A 20,594-nucleotide genomic window follows, 5' to 3' on the forward strand; every position below is an offset into this window, starting at 1 on the left:
GTGCCGCTGCGTCCTCATCGTCCGCTTCCCCTGGCCACGCCGGCGGGGATCGAGGTGCTGACCAAAATCCTGACCCAGGGGCCGATCCCGCGGGTGGAGATCGCGCGCCGCACCGGGCTGTCGCAGGCGGCGGTGACGAAGGCGGTCGCGCCGCTGATCGAGACCGGGTTCGTCACGGACGCCCCGGCGGGCGACGAGGGCCAGCTCGGGATCGGGCGGCCGGTCAGCCCGTTGACCGTGGTCCCGAGCAGCGTCTCGGTGATCGGCGTCAAGGTCACGCCGACAAGCCTGATCGGGGTCACCACCGACTTCACCGCCGGGATCCTGAACGTCCGGCACGACGAGCTCGACAGCACCGACCCCGAGACGGTGATCGAGCGGCTCGCGGAGCACGTGAAGGCGCTGATCGGTGCCCTCAAGACCGGTACGACGATGGCGGGCCCGCTGGCCGGGATCGGGATTGCGGTCTCGGGCGACGTCGACGCGACGAACGGCGTGGTCCGGGACTCGCCGCTGATGGGCTGGCGCGGCGTCCAGGTCGCGGAGCTGCTCGGTCAGCGTGTCCGGGTGCCGATCCTGGTGTCGAACGACGTCCGCGCGCTGACCGTCGCGGAGCACTGGTTCGGCGCCGGGGTGAACGCGGACTCGTTCGCGGTGGTGACGATCGGCTCCGGGATCGGCTGCGGGCTCTACATCAACGGCGAGGTCGTCTCCGGCGCGTACGGCGTCTCCGGCGAGCTCGGCCATCTGCCGCTGGCGCCGGGCGAACTGGTGTGTACCTGCGGCCGGCGGGGTTGCGTGGAGACGGTTGCGTCGTCGGATGCCATCCTGACCCGGACCCGGGAGCAGACCGGGCAGCCGGACCTCGACCTGGCCGGGGCGGTCGCGCTGGCCCACGACGGGAACCAGCAGGCCCGGGGGGCGTTCGACCGGGCGGGCGAGGTGATCGGCGCCGCGCTGGCCGCGATGGTGAACCTGGTCGGGCCGGAGCTGGTGATGATCGCCGGCGAGGGCGTCGCGGAGTACGACCTGTACGAGGAGCGGATGCGCCGCGCCTTCGCGGAGCACGCGTTCGGCGCGGCCGGGGACTGCCGGCTGATGCTCCGGTCGCACACGTTCGACGACTGGGCCCGCGGTGCGGCGGCCACCGTGATCCGCTCCTACGTCCGAGGCGAACCGCCGCTCCAGCGTTAACAGCTCAGGTGCGGGCCGCGGCGAGGATCTTGCGCCAGACCTTCTTGTACGACTCCAGGCCGTCGGAGGCGAGCGGTCCGGTCGGACCGGCGGTGATCGAGACACGCTCGGGGATCGTGCCCCAGACCGGGATGTTCTCGGCGGCGTACTGCTGCATCGCCTCCTGGTAGGAGCGGGTGTACGTCCGGGCCGAGCAGATCACCAGGCCGGCCGGGACGTCGTCCGGGACGAGCTCCATGACGGCCTTCACCCGCGGGGTCTCGACGCCGCCGACGCGGGTCGGGATGACCACGATCCGGGCGCGTTCGAGGGCCTTGTTCAGCAGCCGCTCGTGGGACGGCGGCATGTCGACGATGCCGATGCCCTCCGGCGGGACCTTGTCCAGCGCCTTGTTCAGCAGGCGCTCGGTCGGTGCCTCCGCGATCTCGATCCGGGAGAGGTGGTCGTCGGCGGATTCCGCGATCCAGTCCGCCGCGCTGCCTTGCGGATCCGCGTCGACCAGGGTGGATGTGCGACGGTTGGAAGATGCCAGCGCGGCCAAGTACACCGACGTGGTTGTCTTACCGACCCCGCCCTTCAGTGCAGCTGTCACGATGATCATGGGCACGAACTTACCCGGTTCCGTCCGATTTCCGGCGTGTCGTCGGCGTTGCCCGGTCACATCGTGATAGTTGCCCCCGGCCCGTGTGTACAAGCTCAACCGCACTTCAGCGGAGAATCCTTTCCGCCCGGTCCCGCCTCTTACTCCTGATCTCGCACCCGACGAAGGAGTACGTCATGACCTGGATCATCGTCGCCGCGGCCGTCGCGGTCGTCCTGCTCGGCACCTGCAGTGCCGTCGTCCTGCGCCGGCGGACCCGTGGCTGACCTCGACGAACAGCTGGTCCGCGCCGCCCGGAACGGCGACCTCGACGCGCTCGGCACGCTGGTCGCCGACTCGCATCCGACCGTACGGCGCTTCGCCCGGACGCTGTGCGCCACGCCCGAGGACGCCGAGGACGCCGCGCAGGAGGCGTTGATCATCCTGTACCGCAAGATCGGGATGCTGCGCGCGACCAGTGCGCTGACGTCGTGGATGTTCCGGATCATCCGCAACGAGTGCCTCCGCCGGGCGCGGGCCGTCCTCCGCGAGCACCCCGTCGTACCGGAGACCACGCCGTCCGCCGAGGACGAGGCGCTGCGCCAGCTGGAGGCGCAGGCCGTCGCGGCGGCGATCGCGCAGCTGCCGCCGGACCAGCGCTCCGTCCTCGTTCTCCGGGACGTCCAGGGCTACAGCGGCCCTATGGTCGCGAAGGCGCTCGGCCTCACCGTCCCCGCCATGAAGTCCCGCCTGCACCGCGCCCGGGCGACCGTGCGCGAGACGCTAGGAGTCCTGTCATGAGCTTCGCCAGTACCTCCCTGTCCCGCCACCTCGTCCGCGGCGTCCTCGGCTTCGGCTCACTGATCGCCGCCTTCGCGCTCGTCCCAGCCGTAGGCCTGTGGAGTCTCTTGTTGCTGCCGATCGCGTTGGTCGCCTTCCGCGGCTGTCCGACCTGCTGGGTCATCGGCCTGCTCGAGACGATCTCTCGCGGCAGGCTGCAGCGCGAGTGCATCGACGGCGAGTGCAAGCTGACTACGGCTTCCTGACCATCTCGACCAGCGCGCTCAGGCCGTTGGCGCCGTACCCGGCCGCGTCAGCGCGCGCGAACAGCTCAGCCACGGCGGCCGGCACGGTCACGTCGAGGCCCGCGTCGGTGAACGCCTGGACGGCGTGCTCCGAGCCGACCGCTTGCATGTGGAGGTTGTTGTCGGCCCCCGGGTACTCGCCCGACTCGAGCTCGCGGGTCAGGATCCGCAGGAAGCCCATCGGGCCGTCCTGGGTCAGGTCGGTGAGCATGCTCGCGGCGTACGGGCGCAGCTTCTCGGCGTCCCCGACCAGCGATGCGGAGTAGAAGTAGCTGATCAACGTGGTCCAGAAGATGTTCAGCATGGCCTGGTAGTAGAGCATCGCCAGGCCCGGGTCGGTGCCGACGTGGTCGACGCGGCCCAGTACTTCGAGGGTGGTGCGGTGGGCGTCCAGCGCCTCCGCGGGACCGGCGTAGAACGCGTACGCGCCGGGCTGCCCGATGCCCGGCGGCGGGACCATGATGCCGCCGGTCACCAGGGTCCCGCCGCGCTCGGCGACCCATGCGGCCGCCTCACGCAGGCGTTCGGGGCTGTCCGAGCTGAGGTTGACCAGCACGCGGCCGGTCAGGTCCGCGTCTGCCAGCGAGTCGTACATCGCGTGGTAGTCGACCTGGCTGATCACCACGATCGCGCCGGCCGCGACCGCCTCTGCTGCCGTCGTCGCCGGTACCGCGCCGAGGCCGTCCGCCTTGCCCGGCGTCCGATTCCAGACGGTGGTCGGGTGCCCGGCGGCGACGTACGTCCGGGCCATTGTGGATCCCATCGCGCCGAGGCCGATCACTGTCACTGCTTCTCGTGAACTCATACGGCCGATGCTCGGAGAACGCGCTACGGGTTTACTACGGGTATGTACTTCGGGGTGCTCGGTCCGCTGCTCGTGCGGACGGGCACCGGCGTACCGGTCGCCGTACCCGACACGAAGGTCCGGGTCCTGCTGCTGGACCTGCTGGCGAACCGCGGTACGCCGGTCAGCGCCGACCGGTTGATCGCGGATGTGTGGGGAGCACGCCCGCCACGGAACGCGACCGGGACGCTGCAGGCGCGCGTCTCCCAGCTGCGGTCGGCGCTGGAGCGGGCGGAGCCCGGCGCGCGGGGTCTGGTGCGGCATGGGCCGGCCGGGTACACGCTCGACGCGGAGGTTGTCGACAGCAACATCTTCGAGGAGTACGTCCGGCGCGGTCGGGCGCGGGAAGCCCTCGAGCTGTGGCGAGGTCAGCCGTACGCCGATGTCCGCGACCACGAGTTCGCCCGGGGCGCCCGCGAGCAGCTGGAGGAGCTGTACTTGACGGCGCTCGAGGACGGCGACGACGTACTGCACCGGACGACCGAGCTGATCCGCGAACGCCCGCTCGACGAACGGCTGCACGCGATCCATCTCAAGGCGCTCTACCGCGCGGGCCGCCAGCACGAGGCGCTCCACGCGTACGCCGGGCTCCGTGAAGCGTTGTCGGACGAGCTGGGCGCCGACCCCGGCCCGGAGCTGACCGCCCTGCACCAGGCGATCCTCCGTCACGACCCCTCCCTGCAACACTCCCCAACGCTGCCCGCACCACTCAACCCGCTGGTCGGACGAGCAGACACGCTGGCCGTGGTGCGAAAGCAGCTCACCACCAACCGCTTGGTCACCTTGGTCGGCCCAGGCGGCGTCGGCAAGACCCGCCTGGCCCTGGAGCTCGGCAGCACGCGGTTGGGTGTTGGTGGGGTGCGGATGGTGGAGTTGGGGGCTCTGCGGGAGGGGGATGTGCTGGAGGCGTTGGCGGGTGTGCTGGAGCTTCGGGACGAGGCTGGTGATCTCCTGCCCCGGCTGGTTGATTCGTTGCGGGCTCGGGAGCTGCTGCTGATTCTGGACAACTGCGAGCACCTGGAGCTGGCCGAGCTTGTCCAGCGCCTGCTGGCGGAGGCGCCCGGGCTTCGGGTGTTGGCGACCAGTCGGGCAGCGCTGGGAGTGCCGGGTGAGCAAGTGGTCGAGGTACCACCGCTCACACCACCAGCTGCAGCCGAGCTGTTCCAAGCACGCGCAGGCGTCACCGAGGACGTATCGGCGATCTGCGACCGCCTCGACGGCATTCCGCTCGCACTGGAGCTGGCCGCAACCCGCGTCCGAGCGTTGGGTGTCCAAGGACTCGCAGAACGCCTCGACGACCGCTTCCGCCTCCTGTCCGGCGGTAAAGCCGGTCCAGAGCGTCAACGGACGCTCCGCGCCACCATCGACTGGAGCTGGGACCTACTGGCCGCCGACGAACGCCAAATGCTCCACAGCCTCGCCGTACACGCCGGCACGTTTTCACTGGAAGCAGCAGCCCAAGTCAGCGACCTACCGGAGCACCTACTCCTGGCACTCGTCGACAAGTCGCTCGTGGTCGCAACAGGCGGCCGCTACCAGCTACTGGAGTCCATAGCGGCGTACAGCCTCGAAAAGCTCGCCCAAGCCGGCGAGGAAGCGACGCTGAGGCAACGGCACGCCGCCTACTACCTGGCGCTCGCCCAGCAGGCCGAGCTGCACGGCGAGCGGCAGCACGAATGGCTCCAACGCCTCGACCAGGAAGCGGCAAACTTCCGCGTCCTCCCGCCCTCACTGGAGTTGGCCACCGCCCTCGCCTGGTACTGGTACCTCCGCGGCCGCCACGGCGAGGCCCGCCGTACCCTTGCCGCCGCCCTCGACCTCCCCGACCAGCCGGCCGACCTCCGCGCCCAGGCCGCCGTCTGGCTCGCCGGGATGACCGCGACCGATGCCCACGGCACCGATGTGGCCGCGGCCGGGGACGACGCGCTCGCGGCGGTCGGCGACGACCCGGACGCGCTGTGGTTCCTGACCATGACCCGCTGGGCGTACGGCGACCCGACCGTGCTGATGCAGCGCATCGACCGGGCCATCGCGCTGTTCACCGAGAGGAACGACCGGTGGGGCCTCGCCGCCGCGTTGAGCACCCGCGCGCAGCTCAACATCGTGCACGCGGACCTGCCGGCGATGCAGCAGGACAGCCGGCGCAGCCTCGAACTCTTCGACGAGCTCGACGACGACTGGGGCCGGCTGCAGGCGACGTATGCGCTGATCGTGGCGGCCGAGATCAGCGGCGACTACCCGACCGCGACGGGGTACCTGGAGGACGCGGTCCGGCGCGCGAAGGACCTCGGGCTGTGGACGGAGGTATCGTTCCGGACCGCGGGCCTCGGCCGGATCGCGATGCTGACCGGCGACCACGCCCGCGCCGACGAACTCCACGAACAGGCCCGCCGGCTCGCGGTCGAGCAGTCGAACAAGTCCGCCGAGGAGTACGCCGAGGTCGGGCTCGGCCTGTCAGCGCGCAGGCAGGGCCGCCTCGACGACGCGGAACGGTACTTCACCCGGTGGCTCGCCTGGCTGGAGCAGATCGGCGGTACGCCGGGGATCGGGTTCATCACCAACCAGCTCGGTTACATCGCCGAACAGCGCGGCGACTTCACCACGGCCCGTCGGCTGCACGAGCGCGGCCTCGAACTCGCGCAGCGCACCGGCGACAAGCGGGCGATCGCCCTCGCGCTCGAAGGGCTGGCGGGCGCGACCGAGGATCCCGGCCGCGCCCTGGAGCTGCTCGACGAAGCATCAGCCCTGCGTCAACAGGTCGGCGTACCGCTGCCGCCCGCTGAACGCTTCGATGTGGAAAGAGCTATTTGCCGAGCCAGGCGTTGACCTTGGACTGGTTGTCCTTCACCCACTTCTCCGCGGCCTGGTCCGGCGTCAGCTTGTCGACGGCGATCATCCGCGCGACCGTGTTCTGGTCCTCGTTCGTCCACTTGAAGTTCTTCACCAGGTCGTACGCCGGGCTGCCCGAGTCGGCGAACTTCTTCGAGACGATCTTGTCCAGGTCGTACGGCGGGTAGTCGCAGGCGACCCTCGCCGGGACCGCGTCGCAGCCGGCCTTCCAGGTCGGCAGGTTGATCTTCACCAGCTTGACCTCGTTGAAGAACCACTGCGGCTCGTAGAAGTACGCGAGCAGCGGTTTCTTGTCCTTCTCCGCGTCCCGGAACGCCTGGATCAGCGCGGTCTCGCTGCCGCTCTGCACGACCTTGTAGTTCAGCGACAGGTTCTTCACCAGCGCCTCGTCGTTGGTCACGTACGACGGGTCGCCGTCGAGCAGCTGCCCCTTGCCGCCGGACTCCGACGTCTTGAACAGGCCTGCGTACTTGTTCAGGTTCTTCCAGTCGGTGATGTCCGGGTACTTGGCGGCCATCCACGGCGGCACGTACCAGCCGATCACGCCCTTGACGCCGGTGGAGCCGGCCTCGACCGCGACCTTGTCGTCGGTGATGTACTTCTTCTTCAGGTCCTCGTGGCCCCAGTTCTCCAGGTTCACGTCCACCTCGCCGGTGGCGAAACCCTGCCAGGCCACCTGCTCGGCGAGGTTCTTCTCGACCACCTTGCAGCCGAGGTCCTTGGTCGCGACGTACGACACCACGGCCGCGTTCGCCGCGTACCCGACCCACGGGCTGACGGTCAGGTTGAACGAGCCGCACTCCTTACCACCGGCGGCCGGCTTGTCCGACCCGACCTTCTGGCCACCGCAGCCTGCTGTGGCCGTTATGGCAAGAGCGACCGCCGTCAGCACACCGGCGTACCGGAGTCTCTTCACCGCTTGTCTCCTTCATAGTTGTGGGTACGGCGGGCCGCCGCCTGTGTCACCCGATCGAGCAACACCCCCAGAAGTACGATCGCCAACCCGGCCGCGAGCCCCTTGCCGTACAGGTCGCTCTGCGCGAACCCGGCGGACACGTCGTACCCGAGCGCGCCCGCGCCGACCAGCCCGCCGACGACGACCATCGACAGTACGTAGATCAGGCCCTGGTTGACCGCGAGCGTGATCGCCCGCCGGGCCACCGGCAGCTGCACCTTGCTGATCACCTGCCAGCTGCTGGAACCGACCGAGTTCGCTGCCTCGACGGTCGCGACCGGCACCGCCTTGATGCCGTCGGCAACGATCTTGGTGGTGACCGGGACCGCGAACACCACCGCGGCCGCGATCGCCGTGAACCGGCTGGTGCCGAACAACGCCAGGAACGGTACGAGGTACACGAAGGGCGGCATCGTCTGGCCGGCGTCCAGCACCGGCCGGATCCAGGTGTCGACCCGCCGGTTCCGGCCGGCCCATACGCCGAGCGTAAGCCCGACCGCGACGACGACCACCGTGGCGAGCAGCGTCGACGCGAGCGTGACCATGCTGTCGTGCCAGACGCCGGTCGCGACCAGCAGCCCCAGGCAGACGGCCGCGGGGACCGCGCCTCGCCATCCGCCGAGAACGGCGGCCAGCGCGACCACGACCAGGCTGACCAGCCACCACGGCGACCCGGTCAGCAGACCCTCGAGCGGGTTGAGCAGGCCGACCGTCACGACATCGCGCACGCCGTACGTGAAGCCGCCGAAGACGTCCTGCACCCAGTTGGTCACCGCGGTGGCGAACTGCGCGATCCGCGAACCCACCTCGGCCGCCGGGAACTCGGCCGCCCACACGTAGGTCCGCGAGAACCACACCGCGACCAGTACGCCGACCGCGCCCGCGCCGAGCAGGACCTTCCGCCGGACACTCGCCGTACGCCACGGCCGGTCGCCCGCCGCCGTCGTCACCCGATCGAGCACGATCGCCAGGACGACGATCGCGAGGCCGGCGTTGAACGCGACACCGACGTCCAGCGTCTGCAGCGCCTTCAGCACGGTCTGGCCGAGGCCCGGCGCGTCGATCAGCGCGGCCACCGTGACCATCGAGAGCGCCGCCATGATCGTCTGGTTGATGCCGACCACCACGGTCGAGCGCGACATCGGCAGCAGGACCTTGAGCAGCGTCTGCCCGCGGGTCGAGCCGAGCGAACGGGCCGCCTCCACGCTCTCCGGCGGCACCGAGCGGATCGCGTGCGCGGTCAGCCGGACTGCGGGCGGCGCCGCGTAGATCAGCGTCGCGATCGTGGCCGCGGCCGGTCCGATCGCGAAGAACAGGGTCAGCGGCGCGAGGTACACGAACGTCGGCAGCGTCTGCATCAGGTCGAGGACCAGCGTCGCGACCTTGAACGCGCGATCGGACAACCCCGCCCAGATCCCCAGCGGGATCGCGACCAGCAACGACAGCAGCACCGCCGCGATCGTCAGCGCGAGCGTGTCCATGCTCTGCTGCCACAACCCCTGCAGCCCGACGAACCCGAGCCCGGCCGCGGTCAGTACGGCGACCTTCCAGTTGCCGAACGCCCACGCGCAGTACGCCGCGAGCGCGACCACACCCAGCCAGCCGATCACCGGCACCGGACGGTCGAACGACGGCTGCGAGATCACGTCCTGCAGCAACACCACGACCCCGTCGACCGCGGCCCGGATCGCGCCGAAGAACACGTTCCCCTGGCCGACGTCGTCGCTGTGCTCGGTCAGCCACCGGTGCAGCGCGGTCGTGTCCTGCCCGCCGAGGACAAGCGTGTCGATCCCGCGCAGCACGAAGTACGCCGCCACCCAGACGACCAGCAGCACGCCGACGACGACGCCACGCCGAGGCCGACGTACCTCGACCTCCACGTCGCTCGTGATCGCGGCCATCAGGCGTCCGCGACGACGGTGAGGATCTCCTCGTCGCCGATGACTCCGAGCAGGGTGCCGTTGTCCACGACCTTCACCGGGCGGTCCGCCTCGAGCACCAGCCGGGTCGCCTCGCGGACGAGGACGTCGGGGCCGAGCTCCGGCCCGTCGAGCGGCTCGCCCGGGCGCGGGTCGCGGGCGATCCAGCGCAACGTCAGTACGTCGGCCCGCGAGACGTCCCGGACGAACTCGCGCACGTAGTCGTCCGCCGGGGCGCCGACCAGCTCGTCGCCGGTGCCGAGCTGGACCGCGGCGCCGTCGCGCATCAGCAGGATCCGGTCGCCGAGCTTCAGCGCCTCCGACAGGTCGTGGGTGATGAACACCATCGTCTTGCCGACCTCGCGGTGCAGCCGCACCACCTCGGTCTGCATCTCCCGCCGGATCAGCGGGTCGAGCGCCGAGAACGGCTCGTCGAACAGCAGTACGTCGGGGTCGTTCGCGAGCGCCCGCGCGAGGCCGACGCGCTGCTGCATGCCGCCGGACAGCTGCTCCGGGTACAGGTGCTCGTTGCCGGCCAGGCCTACCAGGTCGATGACCTCCTGCGCGCGGCGCCGCCGGTCGGGCCGGCTCTCGCCGCGGATCTCCAGACCGTACGAGACGTTGTCGATCACCTTGCGGTGCGGGAGCAGACCGAAATGCTGGAACACCATCGAGAACTTGCTCCGCCGGAGCGCCCGCAGCCGCTTCTCGTCGGCCGCGCGCAGGTCCTCACCCTCGAACGTCAGCCGCCCGGCCGTCGGCTCGATCAGCCGGGTCAGACACCGCACCAGCGTCGACTTGCCCGACCCGGACAACCCCATCACGACGAACACCTCACCCGGCGCCACGTCGAAGCTGAGGTCACGGACCGCCGCCGTACACCCGGTCTTCGCGTACAGGTCGGCCCGATCCAGCGCAGCCAACTCAGCCCGCCGTGGCACCCGCTGCGCCTTGGGACCGAACACCTTCCACAGCCCCTGCACGGACAGCAACGCGTCGGAATCCTGAACGTCGGGGTATTCCAGCTGAGCGGTCACAGGTAAACCCTCGCATCCCCGCCGGCAGACACAACGTGAACCGGGACTCTACCCAACGACGAGGCGACCGACTCCTGCTAGGGCTGGTATGGCGGGGCTTCGCCCCAGCCCCAGTGGGGGACGGGGGCTTTGGGGGGTGGGGTGGCGTTGGGTTGGGAGTTCGCGAGGGCTATGCGGGTGCCCCACTCGATGTAGGCGACGAAGGCCGAGCGGAACTCCGGGTCGTCGGGCAGGCCGGCCGGGTCGGCGCTCTTCGCGATCAGGGCCGCCCAGCGGGAGCGTTGTTCCTCGGTCAGGGTCAGGTTCAGGTGGTGGGCGAGCATCGCGGGGTAGCCGCCGAGTTCGTCGGTGTAGCGGCTGTGGCCGCGGAACACCTCGCCCAGCCAGATCGCCACGTGTTCGCGGTGGTTCTCGCTCATGTGCGCGAAGACCGGCGCGAGGATCGGATCCTCGAGCACCTGGTCGTAGAACACCTCGGTCAGCCGCCGGAGCGCGTCGTGCCCGCCGGCCCAGTCGTACAGCGTCGGAGTTGTCACGTAATCATGTAATCACGAGAACAGCGCACCGGCCACCGCCGCGAGCTCGTTCTCGATCCGGGTGTCGCCGTCCGCGGTGAACCAGAGCACGTTCTGCAGGATCCGCCCGGCGGTCCAGGCGAGCGCTCGGTCGCGCGGGATCCCGGTCACGTCCAGCATCAGATCGAACCTGTTCCGGATCGCCTGCGGAAGGTCCCCGGTCGCCACCAGGTCGTCCCACCGGTTCCACACCGCGGGCATCAGTTCGAACGCCGGGTCGCCGGCCAGCGGCTTCGGGTCGATCACCAGCCATGGCTGCCGGTCGGCCGCCAGCACGTTGTAGTAATGCAGGTCCCAATGCAGCAGCCGATCGCCGGGCTCGGGCAGCATCTCCGCCATTCGGTCGGCGAGGCGGCGCGTCAGCGCACGGTCGGCCGGGTCCGCCAGCAGCGGGATGATCGCGGGGGCGTCCGCCAGCATCTGGCCGGCGATGTCGGCGAGCCGCCGGACGCCGGACGGCGCGGGGACGACCATCAGACGGCTGAGGAGTTCGGCGAGGATCCGGGTCGCCTCGACGTCGTCCGGTACGTCGTCGAGCGTCCGCGGGTGAAGGCGTTCGAGCAGGATCGTGGAGGTGGTCGGATCGTCTTCGAGGACCTGGACGACGTCGTCGTGGTTCCAGGTGCGCAGCGCGAGCGCCTCGCTCTCGGACTCGTCGTTCACCGACTGAAGTTTGAGCATCGCCGCGGTCCCGTCCCGGCGTACGACGGGGACGATCAGCGACGCCTCGCCGCTCAGTACGTCGCCGTCGACGGTCAGGTCCCACTCGCCGACGTACCGCTCGACGGCTCCGGGGAGGCTGTCCAGCCAGTCGGAGGCCTTCTCGCGGTGGTTCCGGATGAGCTTCGCGGGAATCTCGATCACCCGATGCACAGTAGGGCACGTCCCCCGATCCCGCGCCGTCGCGAGGTGCCGTGCCGAGTGCCCCGCAGTCGGCGCGGGGTCGGGGGACGTGCCCTAGGTGCTTGCCCGGGGGATGTGCTTGGGTTTTCTCGTGGAGAGCAGGCTTCGGCGGGTGCAGCGGATCGTGGCGGCGACGTACTTGGGCATTCCGGTACTGCTGCTGGTCGTCGTCGCGGTGATCGCGTCCCGCGGTCCGGCGGTCGCGTGGATCGGCTGCGTCGTACCGCTGGCGATGCTCGCGCTCGGGATCGTCCTGCGTGGTCGGCACCGGTACCGGCCGCGCTGGTGGACGGGCGTCGCCGGCCTGTTCGGCGGTCTGACCGGGCTGATGGTGACGCTGTTCCCGCTGGCGATCGGCGTGTGGTGGCCGGCGGTACTCGCGCTGCCGGGCCTGATCGTCGGCGTCGTCGCCGGTCTGGTCCTCGCCCGTACGGCGGATCGCGCACTGCTGGTCCCGTTCGACCCGGAGCTCGCGGGTACGCCGTACGAGCTCGTCTTCCGGCTCCGTGGGATCCCGCTGGCGGCGGTCCTCGTCGGCGCCGACACGGTCACCGTCCAGTCGCACCCCGTCCCGCGCGCCGAGCACCAGCGCCGCAGCTACCCGCTGAGCACCGTCACCGGCACCTACGAGTTCGACCTCTCCGGCGCCGAGCGCCTCAAGTTCCCGATCGCGGTCACGGCCGCGGTCGCCACCCCCGGCCCCGCCGTCATCCTGCAGGCGAACGGCGAGGACTGGGTCCTCCCCACCAACCAGGCGACCACCCTGATCGACATCCTGACGGTCCGCCGCGGCACCTGACGCTCCGTACAATCGGCCCATGGCCGAGAACCTGGACATCGAGCAGCGCTGGCCGGAACTGTTCGCCCCGCTCGACGACGACCAGCGCCGCTCCGTCGTCCAGTCGTTCGCGAACATCTGGCACGAGGGCTGGGAGCCGAACCGCGACGACGTCCAGAACCTCACCGACCGCGCCCGCGGCCTGATCGACGACGCCGAGTACCTGCGTCGCGCCGAGGCAGCCGCCGACCGCCGCGCCGGCCAGGACTGACCGCCCGATGGCAGGCGATCCGTACCTCTACCCGCCGCCGAACCAGGACGTCCTGCAGAACAAGTTCGGCCTGCTCGACAACAACAAGCTCCGGGACCGCGAGTACACCGCCACGGCGAACCGCCTGCGGCAACTGGAGTCCGGCGAGGTCGAGGTCCCGCGGACGTACGACGCCCGCCACCTGCACGCGATCCACGCGCATGTCTTCCAGGACGTGTACGAGTGGGCGGGGCAGACCCGTACGACCGAGCTGTACAAGGGCCACGGCGGTGGCTTCGCGCCGCCGGGGCAGATCGACCGTTATCTGGACGACGCCGCGAAGCTGATCGAGTCCGCCGACTGGGCGTCGATGAGCCAGGAGGAGTTCGGCCAGCACGCGGCGAAGGTCTACGCGTACGTGAACCAGGCGCATCCGTTCCGGGAGGGCAACGGGCGGGCGGCCAAGATGTTCATGCAGCACGTCGCCGAGCTGTCGCCGTACCGGCTCGACTTCAGCAAGGTGCCGCCCGAGGTGTGGAACCAGCGATCGATGCTGAGCGGGCCGGACCTCGGCCAGTACGAGCCGTGGCCGGAGGAACTGGAGCCGGTGTTCGAGGCGATCGCCGAGCCGCGCCCGGGTGGACCGACACGCAGCCTGGTGCCGGCGGAACTGCGGGAGGCGCGGCGGGTGGCCGGGCTCGACGCGGGTCCGGCGCGCGGCACCCGCGCCACGACCGGGAGCACCCGCCGGACGACCTCCCGGGGCCGGCCCGGGCAGTCACCGGAGCGGGGCTAGCTCGCGGCTTCCTCGCGTTTGCGGGTTTCGGCCTTCTCGGCCTGCCAGCCGTCCTCGTTCTTGCCGAGGCGCCAGTAGCCGGACAGCGAGACGCGGTCGCGGGGGAGGCCGCGGTGCTGGAAGAGGTTCTGGCGGATCCGGAAGACGAAGCCGGCCTCGCCGTGGACGAAGACGTGCGGGATGCCTTCGGGGAAGTCGAGTGCCTCGACGGCGTCGACCAGGGCGTCGCCACGGGTGCCGTTCACGCGGTGGAACCACTGGAGGTCGACCTCACCGGCGGTGCCGAACTTCTGCTGCTCGGTCTCGTCGCCGACCTCGAGGAGCACCGTGGCCCGCGCACCGGGCGCGAGCGCCTCAACCGCCGCGCCGATCGCCGGCAGCGCGCTCTCGTCGCCGACGAGCAGGTGCCAGTCGGCCGCCTCGTCCGGCGTGTACGCGCCGCCGGGGCCGTTGAACCACAGCACGTCACCGGGCTGCGCCGACGCCGCCCACGGCCCCGCGACTCCCTCGTCGCCGTGATACACGAAGTCGATCGTCAGCTCGCGGGTCGCCTCGTCCCAGCTGCGGACGGTGTACGTCCGCATCGTCGGCCACTGCTCGGCCGGGAACGTCTCCCGCACCACGCCCATGTCCAGCGGCTCGGGGTACTCGACGCCGTCCTTGCCGAACAGCAGCTTCACGTACGCGTCGGTGCAGCCGTTGCCGGCGAAGTCGTCGGAGGTCAGCACGACCCGGATCATGTGCGGCGTGATCCGCTCGGTGCGCTGGACGACGGCACGCTTGCAGACGCGGTTACGGCGGGGTGCGGGGGGCACGCGACCACTTTCCTCTCGGGCGGATAGGTAAGGTCACCCTAACCCATCCGCCCAAGCGGCCTACGGCCCGCGGATCGAGAAGGTCTTACTGAGGCCGGCGACGTACGGCGCGCACGCCGGGAAGTGGACGCGGTACGGGATGGTCCCGCGGTACGCCGGTTGTGCCTCGACCGTGAAGCGCCCGGACTGGCGGACTCGGCGGACGTTGCCGGTCCGCCACTGCGAGGCGCCGTACAACCGCTGCAGCTCGACCCAGCAGTTGAACGGTGCGCCCGCGACCGCGCCGTTCACCGGAACGATCGTGCCGACCGGTGCGCTGCTCCGCGACGGTGCCGCGGAGACGATCGCGGGGCGGGCGGCGGTGAAGGCGAGCGTGGCGTTGATCCACGGATCGCCCGGGACGATCAGGCAGTTGCTCGGGTTGTTCGTCGACCCCGGATAGGCCTTCTTCACGATCCCGTTCGTGTCGGTGACATCCGTCGTACCGGGTCCGAAGTACTCCGCGCAGCCGCTGTCGTGCTTGAGCGCGACCCGGATCCGGCTGCCGTACGGCTTGCCGGTCTGCGCGTCGATGACCGCCCAGCGGATCGAGTACGGCGCCCCGAACGGCACCACCTTCGGCGTCACCGCGGCGGTGATCCGCGGCTGGTGCGTGCCGGTGACGGCGAGCGAGGGACCGGCGTACGGCGTCGGGTCGAACGTCGGCGGGCTGGGCGGCGAGAACGGTCCCGTCTGTACGCCGGTGATCTTGAAGGTCCCGTTCGCCGTCGACGGGACCTGCAGCGCGCCGCTCCAGGTCCCGGTCGCCGCATCGCGAGACAGGTTCGTGGAGTACAGCGCGGACATGCTGCCGGAGCCGCCGGTGCGTTCGAGGATCACGTTCACCGGCGCCTTCGCGTCGACGGCGTACGAGCCTTTCACCGTCACCGTGACCGGCACCGTGTTGAGTCCGCTGACCGCGACGGTGCCGCGGTTCAGCGTGACCGACTCGATGTGCAGGCCGGGTCCGGCGCGGCCTGCGCCGCCGCCGGCAGAACCGCCAGCGCCAGCGGTCCTCCCAGCAGTGCGGCGAGCGCACGTCTCATCACGTGCCCCGGATGTAGAACGCCTTGCTGAACGCGGCGATCGAGTTGCAGGCCGGGACGTACGACCGGTACGCGATGCTGCCCCTGTACCCCGGCTGCGCGTTCACCGTGTAGCGCCCGGAGGTCCGGACCTGCCCGGTGCTGACGGTCCGCCACTGGGTCGCGCCGTACAGCCGCTGCAGGTACACCTTGCAGCCGGCCGCGACTGTGTGGACCGCGCCGTTCACCGGTACGACGGTGCCGACCGGCGCGCTGGTCCGCGACGGCACCGCGGTCACGGTCGGCTTGGTCACCGGGCGTGCGATGTTCAGCGAGAGCCAGCCGTTCGCGGCCGGGTTGCCGGGCAGCAGGAGGCAGTTGATCCCGTCGGCCTCGGCCGCCGAGTGCGACTGGGTCACCCGGCCGTTGACGTCGGTCAGGTGGGTGTAGCCCGGACCCATGTACTCGACGCAGATGTTGTCGAAGGCAAGCTCCACCCGGAGCCGGCTGCCGTACGGCTTACCGGTCTGCGCGTCGGTGACCGCCCAGGTGATCGAGTACGGCTTGCCGTAGGGCACGCGCTTCGGGTTCACCGACGCGGTGATCTTCGGCTGGTGCGTCCCGGTGACCTTCAGGGTCTGACCGGAGTACGGCGTCGGGTCGGTCATACTCCCGCTGCCCGGGAAGTACGGGCCGGTCATCACGCTCGTGACCTTGAACGTGCCGTTCGCCGTCGACGGGACGTTCACCGGCCCGGTCCAGGTGCCGGCGGCCTCGTTGCGGACCAGGTTCGTGGAGATCACGACGGTCTCCATCCCGGTCCCGCCGGTGCGTTCGAGGATCACGTTCACCGGCGTCTTCGGCTCCGGTGCGTACGAGCCCTTGACCGTCACGGTGACCGGGGCGGTGTTCAGGCCGCTGACCGCGACGCTGGTCTTGTTCAGCGTGATCGAGGTGATCTTCAGGTCCGGGTCGGGGCTCGCGTGCGCCGCGACCGGCGCGGCGGCGACACCGAGGCCCAGCAGCGGTACGGCAAGCAGTGCGGACAGCACTCTCTTCATGGGTCACGTCCCTCGGATGTAGAACGTCTTGCTGGACCCTGCGACGATGTTGCCGCAGGCCGGGAAGTACGCGCGATAGGCGATGCTGCCCCGGTAGGCCGGTTGCGCGTTGAGCGTGAAGCGCCCGGACTGGCGCACCGTGCCGGTGCCGACGCTCCGCCACTGCGAGGCGCCGTACAGCCGGTGAAGTTGCACCGGGCAACTACGCGATACCCGGTACACCGAACCGTTGACCGGCACGACGGTTCCGACCGGGGCACTGGCCCGCGACGGCACCGCCGAGACGACGGCCGGGCGTGCAACGTCCAGCCACTGCCCGGCGATGTAGTACGGGTCGGTGTAGAGGAGCGCGCAGTTCTTGAAGTCGCCGTCGGCGGCGGTGTACGACTTGGTGATCACGCCGTTCGTCCCGGTCCGGTAGACCGGGCCGCCGCCCTCGGCGCACGGCACGTCGACGCCGAGGTGGATCGGGAGCTGCGAGCCGTACGGCTTGCCGGTCGCGGAGTTCGTGACCGCCCAGGTGATCGAGTACGGCTTGCCCCACGGCACCACCCGCGGGTTCACCGCGGCGGTGATCCGCGGCTGGTTGGTGCCCTTCACGGTGAGCGTCTGGCCGGAGTACGGCGTCGGGTCGACCGGGTCACCGGCGATCGGCCCGCCGTACGGGCCGGTGGCCACGCCGGCCACCTTGAAGGTGCCGTTCGCGGTCGAGGCGACGTTCAGCCGGCCGGTCCAGGTGCCGTTCTCGATCGTGCCGGCGGTCCGCTTCAGGTCCGTGGACGCGATGTCGGTCCGCGCCCCGGTGCCGCCCGTCCGCTCGAGCAGGACGTTCAGTACGACATCGTCGTCGGCGGAGTTGCCGGAGTGGTACCCGCCCTTGACGGTGACGTTGACGGGATAGGTGTTCAGCCCGGACACCGCGACCGACGTCCGGTCGAGGGTGACCTGGGAGACGGTGAGGTACGGATCAGGGGCGGCGTGGGCGGCCGGCACACCACCGAGCAGACCTCCCGCGAGCGGTATCGCGGTCAGGGCCGTGAGCACTCGATAGATTCGCATGACACTGAGCGTGACAGCGGTACAGGCCGGTTCCAACCATTTCGGCCCGGAACTGCACGATCGGGCGGCCGTCGATAGACCACTTGCCCTCGGCGCGGATTCAACTTCCGGGAGCCGACTGTTAACCCGTAGGTAACTCACCGACAGTGTCGGCGACCGCTACGATCCGCAGGCTGTTCCAATGAGTCAGGTCCCGGGGGTCGACCGCGTCACGCGCACCGACCGGCTCGGCAATCCGATCTCGCTCGGCGGCGTGCTGCCGGAGAGCAAGGCGATCCTGTTCACCGGCCCGCCCGGGATGGGCAAGAGCACCGAGCTGGACCGCGCCGAGGACCTGGCCGCGCAGCACGGGTGGACCACGATCCGGATGTCGGCGTCCGCGAACATCCCGATCGAGCACCACCTGACCGGCGCGGTCCGGAACAGCCTGGACACGCTGGACCGGCGCTTCCGGCGCCGTCCGCCGCGGACCGGCCTCGGCCGGATGCTCGCGCGCTTCCGCCCGGACCCCCTCCGGACCCTGCGCAAGACGGTCAACGACCTGACCCGCAGCGGCCGGAAGACCCGGGTCGGCGTCGAGACCCGCGTCGGCGGCGGTCCCGTCCAGGTGATCCACAAGACCGAGCAGGACACCACGGCGTACGACAAGCTCGGCACCACGCTGAACGACTTCGCCGACGAGCTCGGCAGGCTGACCGAGATCGACAACAAGCCGATCCTGCTGCTGGTCGACAACATCGACAAGGCGGAGGAGCCGGACCGGGCCGGCCTGAACGAGCTCGCGATCCACATCGAAGGCCTTGACCGTCCGGTCTGGTTGATCGCGGCCGGCGGCTCCATGTCGACCAGCAGCCTGATGGTGGCGTCCCGGCGGATGTCCGGTATCGCCACCACGACGTCGAACCAGTTCGACATCCGCGAACTCGAGCCGGTCGCGGACGCGCAGCTCTGGCCGGCCGTCACGGAGCCACTGGACGCGGCCGGCATCCCGTACGACGACGCCGCGATCCAGAACATGCTCACCGCCGCGAACGGCCACCCGGCGCGGATCCGGAACTTCTGCAACGCCGCCGTCGCGTACCGGGACCCGCAGCAGGGCATCACCGTCCTCACCGCCGCGCGCGCGATCGCGCACGTGAACGCGGACGCGGCGCAGATGTACCAGGACGTGTGGGACCAGAAGGACACCAACGCCGCACAGAAGGACCTGCTCGCCCGGGTCGCCGCCGAGGGGTCGAACGGCCTCGCGATGCCGGCCGTCATGCAGGGCGCCGGACCGGGTGCCTGGCAGCAGATCGACGACGCCCGGCAGGACCTGGTTGCCCGCGGCCTGCTCCGCGAACACGACGGCTCGGTCGTCACGATCCCCGACCACGGGTTCCGCGACTGGCTGAACGACTACCTCGGCCAGACCCCGAAGCCGCCGGCCGAAGAGCCGCTGCTGCCCGCGTCCGGGGCCCGCTCCGCCGCGCTCGCGCCCGCGCATCCGACCGGCAAGCTCGAACGGACCAACGAGGTGTTCGGGTCCGCCGCGACGCTCGTCCACCAGGTCGACCGCAAGGACGAGCGCGGCCGGCCGATCTCGCTCGACCAGCGCGTTCCCCGCGGTACGTCGGTGTTGTTCACCGGCCCGCCCGGATCCGGCACCAGCCAGGAACTGAACCGGACCAAGAAGCTCGCCGACCAGGAAGGCTGGATCTCGATCCGGCTGGACGCCACCCGCCGGGAGCCGATCGAGGCCCGGGTGATCCGCTCCCTGCAGAGCCAGATGAGCACGTTCGAGGCCAACTTCCCGCCCGGCGAGGTGAACCAGCTGAAGAAGCTGGTGAACGGGATGGCGATCCGGACCCAGAACCGGATGCACACCGCCCAGGCCCGGTTCGGCTGGCCGTCGGTGTTCCAGGTCGGCCTGCACCGGTCCTGGGAAGGTGTCGCCCGGGACTCGGTCGGCGCCACACTGAACGACGTCGCCGCGCAGCTCGGCAAGATGGCGGCGCCGAGCGGTAAGCCGATCCTGCTGATGGTCGACAACCTGGACGCCGCGTCCAAAGCGGACCTGACCACGCTGACCGATCTGTCCTCGCACCTGCGCCGCGCCAAGAAGCCGCTGTTCCTGGTCGCGGCCGGTGGCGAGGAAGCCACCAGCCGGTTGCTCGAGGCATCGGGTGGGAAGGCCGGCAAGGAGACCATGGAGGCGGCCCGCTGGGACGTCCGCCGGCTCACCCCGCTGAGCGCGGAGGAGCTGCGGCCGGCGCTCACCCGCCCGCTGCAGGAGGCCGGTATCCGGTCCACCCCGCAGGCCGTCGACCAACTGCTCGCCGCGGCGAACGGCAACCCGAGCCGGCTGCGGACGCTCACCGGCGAGGCGCTCGACCTGGCCGGTTCGGACCAGACCCTGACCGCGGAGACCGTCGGTACGGCGATCGAGCGGCACCAGATCCGCTCCCGGGTGCTGTACGACGCGGCCTGGTACAACTGCACGCCCGAGCAGAAGGACCTGCTCGCCCGGACCGCCGCACACGGCGCGCAGGGGATCGCGATCCCGGCCCGCTCGGGCAACGACCCGGACCGCTGGTCGCTCGACGGCGCGGCGCAGAAGCTCGTTTCGAACGGCCTGCTCACCCGGACCGGGCAGCAGATCAAGGTCGGCGACCCGGGCTTCCAGAAGTGGGTCCAGACCCGGCTCGGCGTCGCCGCGGCCACCTCCGGCATCGTTCAGGCCACGCAGGCGAAGGCCGCCGTACCGACCGGTGAGCGGTCTCCCGAGGTGCGGGCCGCCGGGCAGCAACGGGACCTGCAGGCCAACAGGTAAGGGCCGCGCCTCCGGCG

The 20,594-nt window shown here is 70.5% G+C and carries 19 protein-coding genes; 8 read left to right on the forward strand and 11 right to left on the reverse strand.

The window, feature by feature from the left end:
- Complete coding sequence (locus ACXJJ3_RS21900) at positions 1-1,194, forward strand: ROK family transcriptional regulator (protein WP_458163623.1); 1,194 nt, start codon at positions 1-3, stop codon at positions 1,192-1,194.
- A 4-nt stretch (positions 1,195-1,198) separates the two neighbouring features.
- Here ACXJJ3_RS21900 and ACXJJ3_RS21905 read toward each other — a convergent pair whose 3' ends face one another.
- The gene (locus ACXJJ3_RS21905) at positions 1,199-1,795 is read right to left on the reverse strand and encodes a ParA family protein (RefSeq protein WP_458163625.1); all 597 of its coding nucleotides are present in this window, start codon (positions 1,793-1,795) and stop codon (positions 1,199-1,201) included.
- Positions 1,796-2,053: 258 nt separating this feature from the next.
- On the opposite strand from ACXJJ3_RS21905, the gene ACXJJ3_RS21910 reads away from it, so the two are divergent.
- Both ACXJJ3_RS21910 and ACXJJ3_RS21915 read left to right on the forward strand, forming a co-directional pair.
- Complete coding sequence (locus ACXJJ3_RS21910; protein WP_458163627.1) at positions 2,054-2,575, forward strand: RNA polymerase sigma factor; 522 nt, start codon at positions 2,054-2,056, stop codon at positions 2,573-2,575.
- Positions 2,572-2,820, forward strand: coding sequence for a hypothetical protein (locus tag ACXJJ3_RS21915; protein WP_458163629.1), 249 nt, complete (start codon positions 2,572-2,574; stop codon positions 2,818-2,820). Before ACXJJ3_RS21910 ends, ACXJJ3_RS21915 begins: the two co-directional genes overlap by 4 nt.
- Here ACXJJ3_RS21915 and ACXJJ3_RS21920 read toward each other — a convergent pair.
- Entirely contained in the window at positions 2,807-3,664 is an 858-nt protein-coding gene (locus ACXJJ3_RS21920; RefSeq protein WP_458163631.1) for an NAD(P)-dependent oxidoreductase, read from the reverse strand. The genes ACXJJ3_RS21915 and ACXJJ3_RS21920 overlap by 14 nt on opposite strands.
- Positions 3,665-3,706: 42 nt before the next feature.
- Between ACXJJ3_RS21920 and ACXJJ3_RS21925 the strand changes: the two genes are divergently transcribed.
- The gene (locus tag ACXJJ3_RS21925; protein WP_458163633.1) at positions 3,707-6,529 is read left to right on the forward strand and encodes a BTAD domain-containing putative transcriptional regulator; all 2,823 of its coding nucleotides are present in this window, start codon (positions 3,707-3,709) and stop codon (positions 6,527-6,529) included.
- Here the strand turns inward: ACXJJ3_RS21925 and ACXJJ3_RS21930 are convergent.
- The 5 genes from ACXJJ3_RS21930 to ACXJJ3_RS21950 all read right to left on the reverse strand — a co-directional run bounded on the left by ACXJJ3_RS21930 (position 6,507) and on the right by ACXJJ3_RS21950 (position 11,912).
- Positions 6,507-7,469 carry an ABC transporter substrate-binding protein gene (locus ACXJJ3_RS21930; RefSeq protein WP_458163635.1) on the reverse strand — a complete coding sequence of 321 codons (963 nt, stop codon included), beginning with the start codon at positions 7,467-7,469 and terminating at the stop codon, positions 6,507-6,509. The two genes, ACXJJ3_RS21925 and ACXJJ3_RS21930, sit on opposite strands and share 23 nt — an antisense overlap.
- Positions 7,466-9,409, reverse strand: a complete 1,944-nt coding sequence (locus ACXJJ3_RS21935; protein ID WP_458163637.1) for an ABC transporter permease — start codon at positions 9,407-9,409, stop codon at positions 7,466-7,468. Before ACXJJ3_RS21935 ends, ACXJJ3_RS21930 begins: the two co-directional genes overlap by 4 nt.
- Positions 9,409-10,464: a quaternary amine ABC transporter ATP-binding protein gene (locus ACXJJ3_RS21940; RefSeq protein WP_458163639.1), complete on the reverse strand. Its 1,056-nt coding sequence runs from the start codon at positions 10,462-10,464 to the stop codon at positions 9,409-9,411. The genes ACXJJ3_RS21935 and ACXJJ3_RS21940 overlap by 1 nt, the downstream gene beginning before the upstream one ends.
- 77 nt (positions 10,465-10,541) lie before the next feature.
- A complete protein-coding gene (locus tag ACXJJ3_RS21945; protein WP_458163641.1) occupies positions 10,542-11,000 on the reverse strand; it encodes a group II truncated hemoglobin in 459 nt (152 codons plus the stop codon).
- 12 nt (positions 11,001-11,012) lie between these two features.
- On the reverse strand, positions 11,013-11,912 hold the full coding sequence (locus ACXJJ3_RS21950) for an aminoglycoside phosphotransferase family protein (RefSeq protein WP_458163643.1): 900 nt from the start codon (positions 11,910-11,912) through the stop codon (positions 11,013-11,015).
- Between the two features lie 142 nt (positions 11,913-12,054).
- On the opposite strand from ACXJJ3_RS21950, the gene ACXJJ3_RS21955 reads away from it, so the two are divergent.
- From ACXJJ3_RS21955 to ACXJJ3_RS21965, 3 genes are read left to right on the forward strand one after another with little or no spacing between them, the layout of a single operon-like run.
- A complete protein-coding gene (locus tag ACXJJ3_RS21955; protein WP_458163645.1) occupies positions 12,055-12,741 on the forward strand; it encodes a hypothetical protein in 687 nt (228 codons plus the stop codon).
- 19 nt (positions 12,742-12,760) lie between these two features.
- The gene (locus ACXJJ3_RS21960) at positions 12,761-12,991 is read left to right on the forward strand and encodes an antitoxin VbhA family protein (RefSeq protein WP_458163647.1); all 231 of its coding nucleotides are present in this window, start codon (positions 12,761-12,763) and stop codon (positions 12,989-12,991) included.
- Between the two features lie 7 nt (positions 12,992-12,998).
- A complete protein-coding gene (locus ACXJJ3_RS21965; RefSeq protein WP_458163649.1) occupies positions 12,999-13,766 on the forward strand; it encodes a Fic/DOC family protein in 768 nt (255 codons plus the stop codon).
- Here the strand turns inward: ACXJJ3_RS21965 and ACXJJ3_RS21970 are convergent.
- From ACXJJ3_RS21970 to ACXJJ3_RS21985, 4 genes are all read right to left on the reverse strand, one after another.
- A complete protein-coding gene (locus ACXJJ3_RS21970) occupies positions 13,763-14,581 on the reverse strand; it encodes a siderophore-interacting protein (protein ID WP_458163651.1) in 819 nt (272 codons plus the stop codon). The genes ACXJJ3_RS21965 and ACXJJ3_RS21970 overlap by 4 nt on opposite strands.
- Positions 14,582-14,641: 60 nt before the next feature.
- Entirely contained in the window at positions 14,642-15,520 is an 879-nt protein-coding gene (locus tag ACXJJ3_RS21975) for a hypothetical protein (RefSeq protein WP_458163653.1), read from the reverse strand.
- 145 nt (positions 15,521-15,665) lie between these two features.
- Positions 15,666-16,706: a hypothetical protein gene (locus ACXJJ3_RS21980; RefSeq protein WP_458163655.1), complete on the reverse strand. Its 1,041-nt coding sequence runs from the start codon at positions 16,704-16,706 to the stop codon at positions 15,666-15,668.
- Positions 16,707-16,709: 3 nt separating this feature from the next.
- Positions 16,710-17,765 (reverse strand): hypothetical protein, encoded by a 1,056-nt coding sequence (locus tag ACXJJ3_RS21985; protein WP_458163657.1) that lies wholly within the window; start codon positions 17,763-17,765, stop codon positions 16,710-16,712.
- 181 nt (positions 17,766-17,946) lie between these two features.
- Here ACXJJ3_RS21985 and ACXJJ3_RS21990 point away from each other — a divergent pair, with 181 nt between their 5' ends.
- On the forward strand, positions 17,947-20,577 hold the full coding sequence (locus ACXJJ3_RS21990; protein WP_458163659.1) for a hypothetical protein: 2,631 nt from the start codon (positions 17,947-17,949) through the stop codon (positions 20,575-20,577).
- Positions 20,578-20,594: the final 17 nt, after the last annotated feature.

The sequence above is a fragment of the Kribbella sp. WER1 genome (assembly GCF_054189145.1).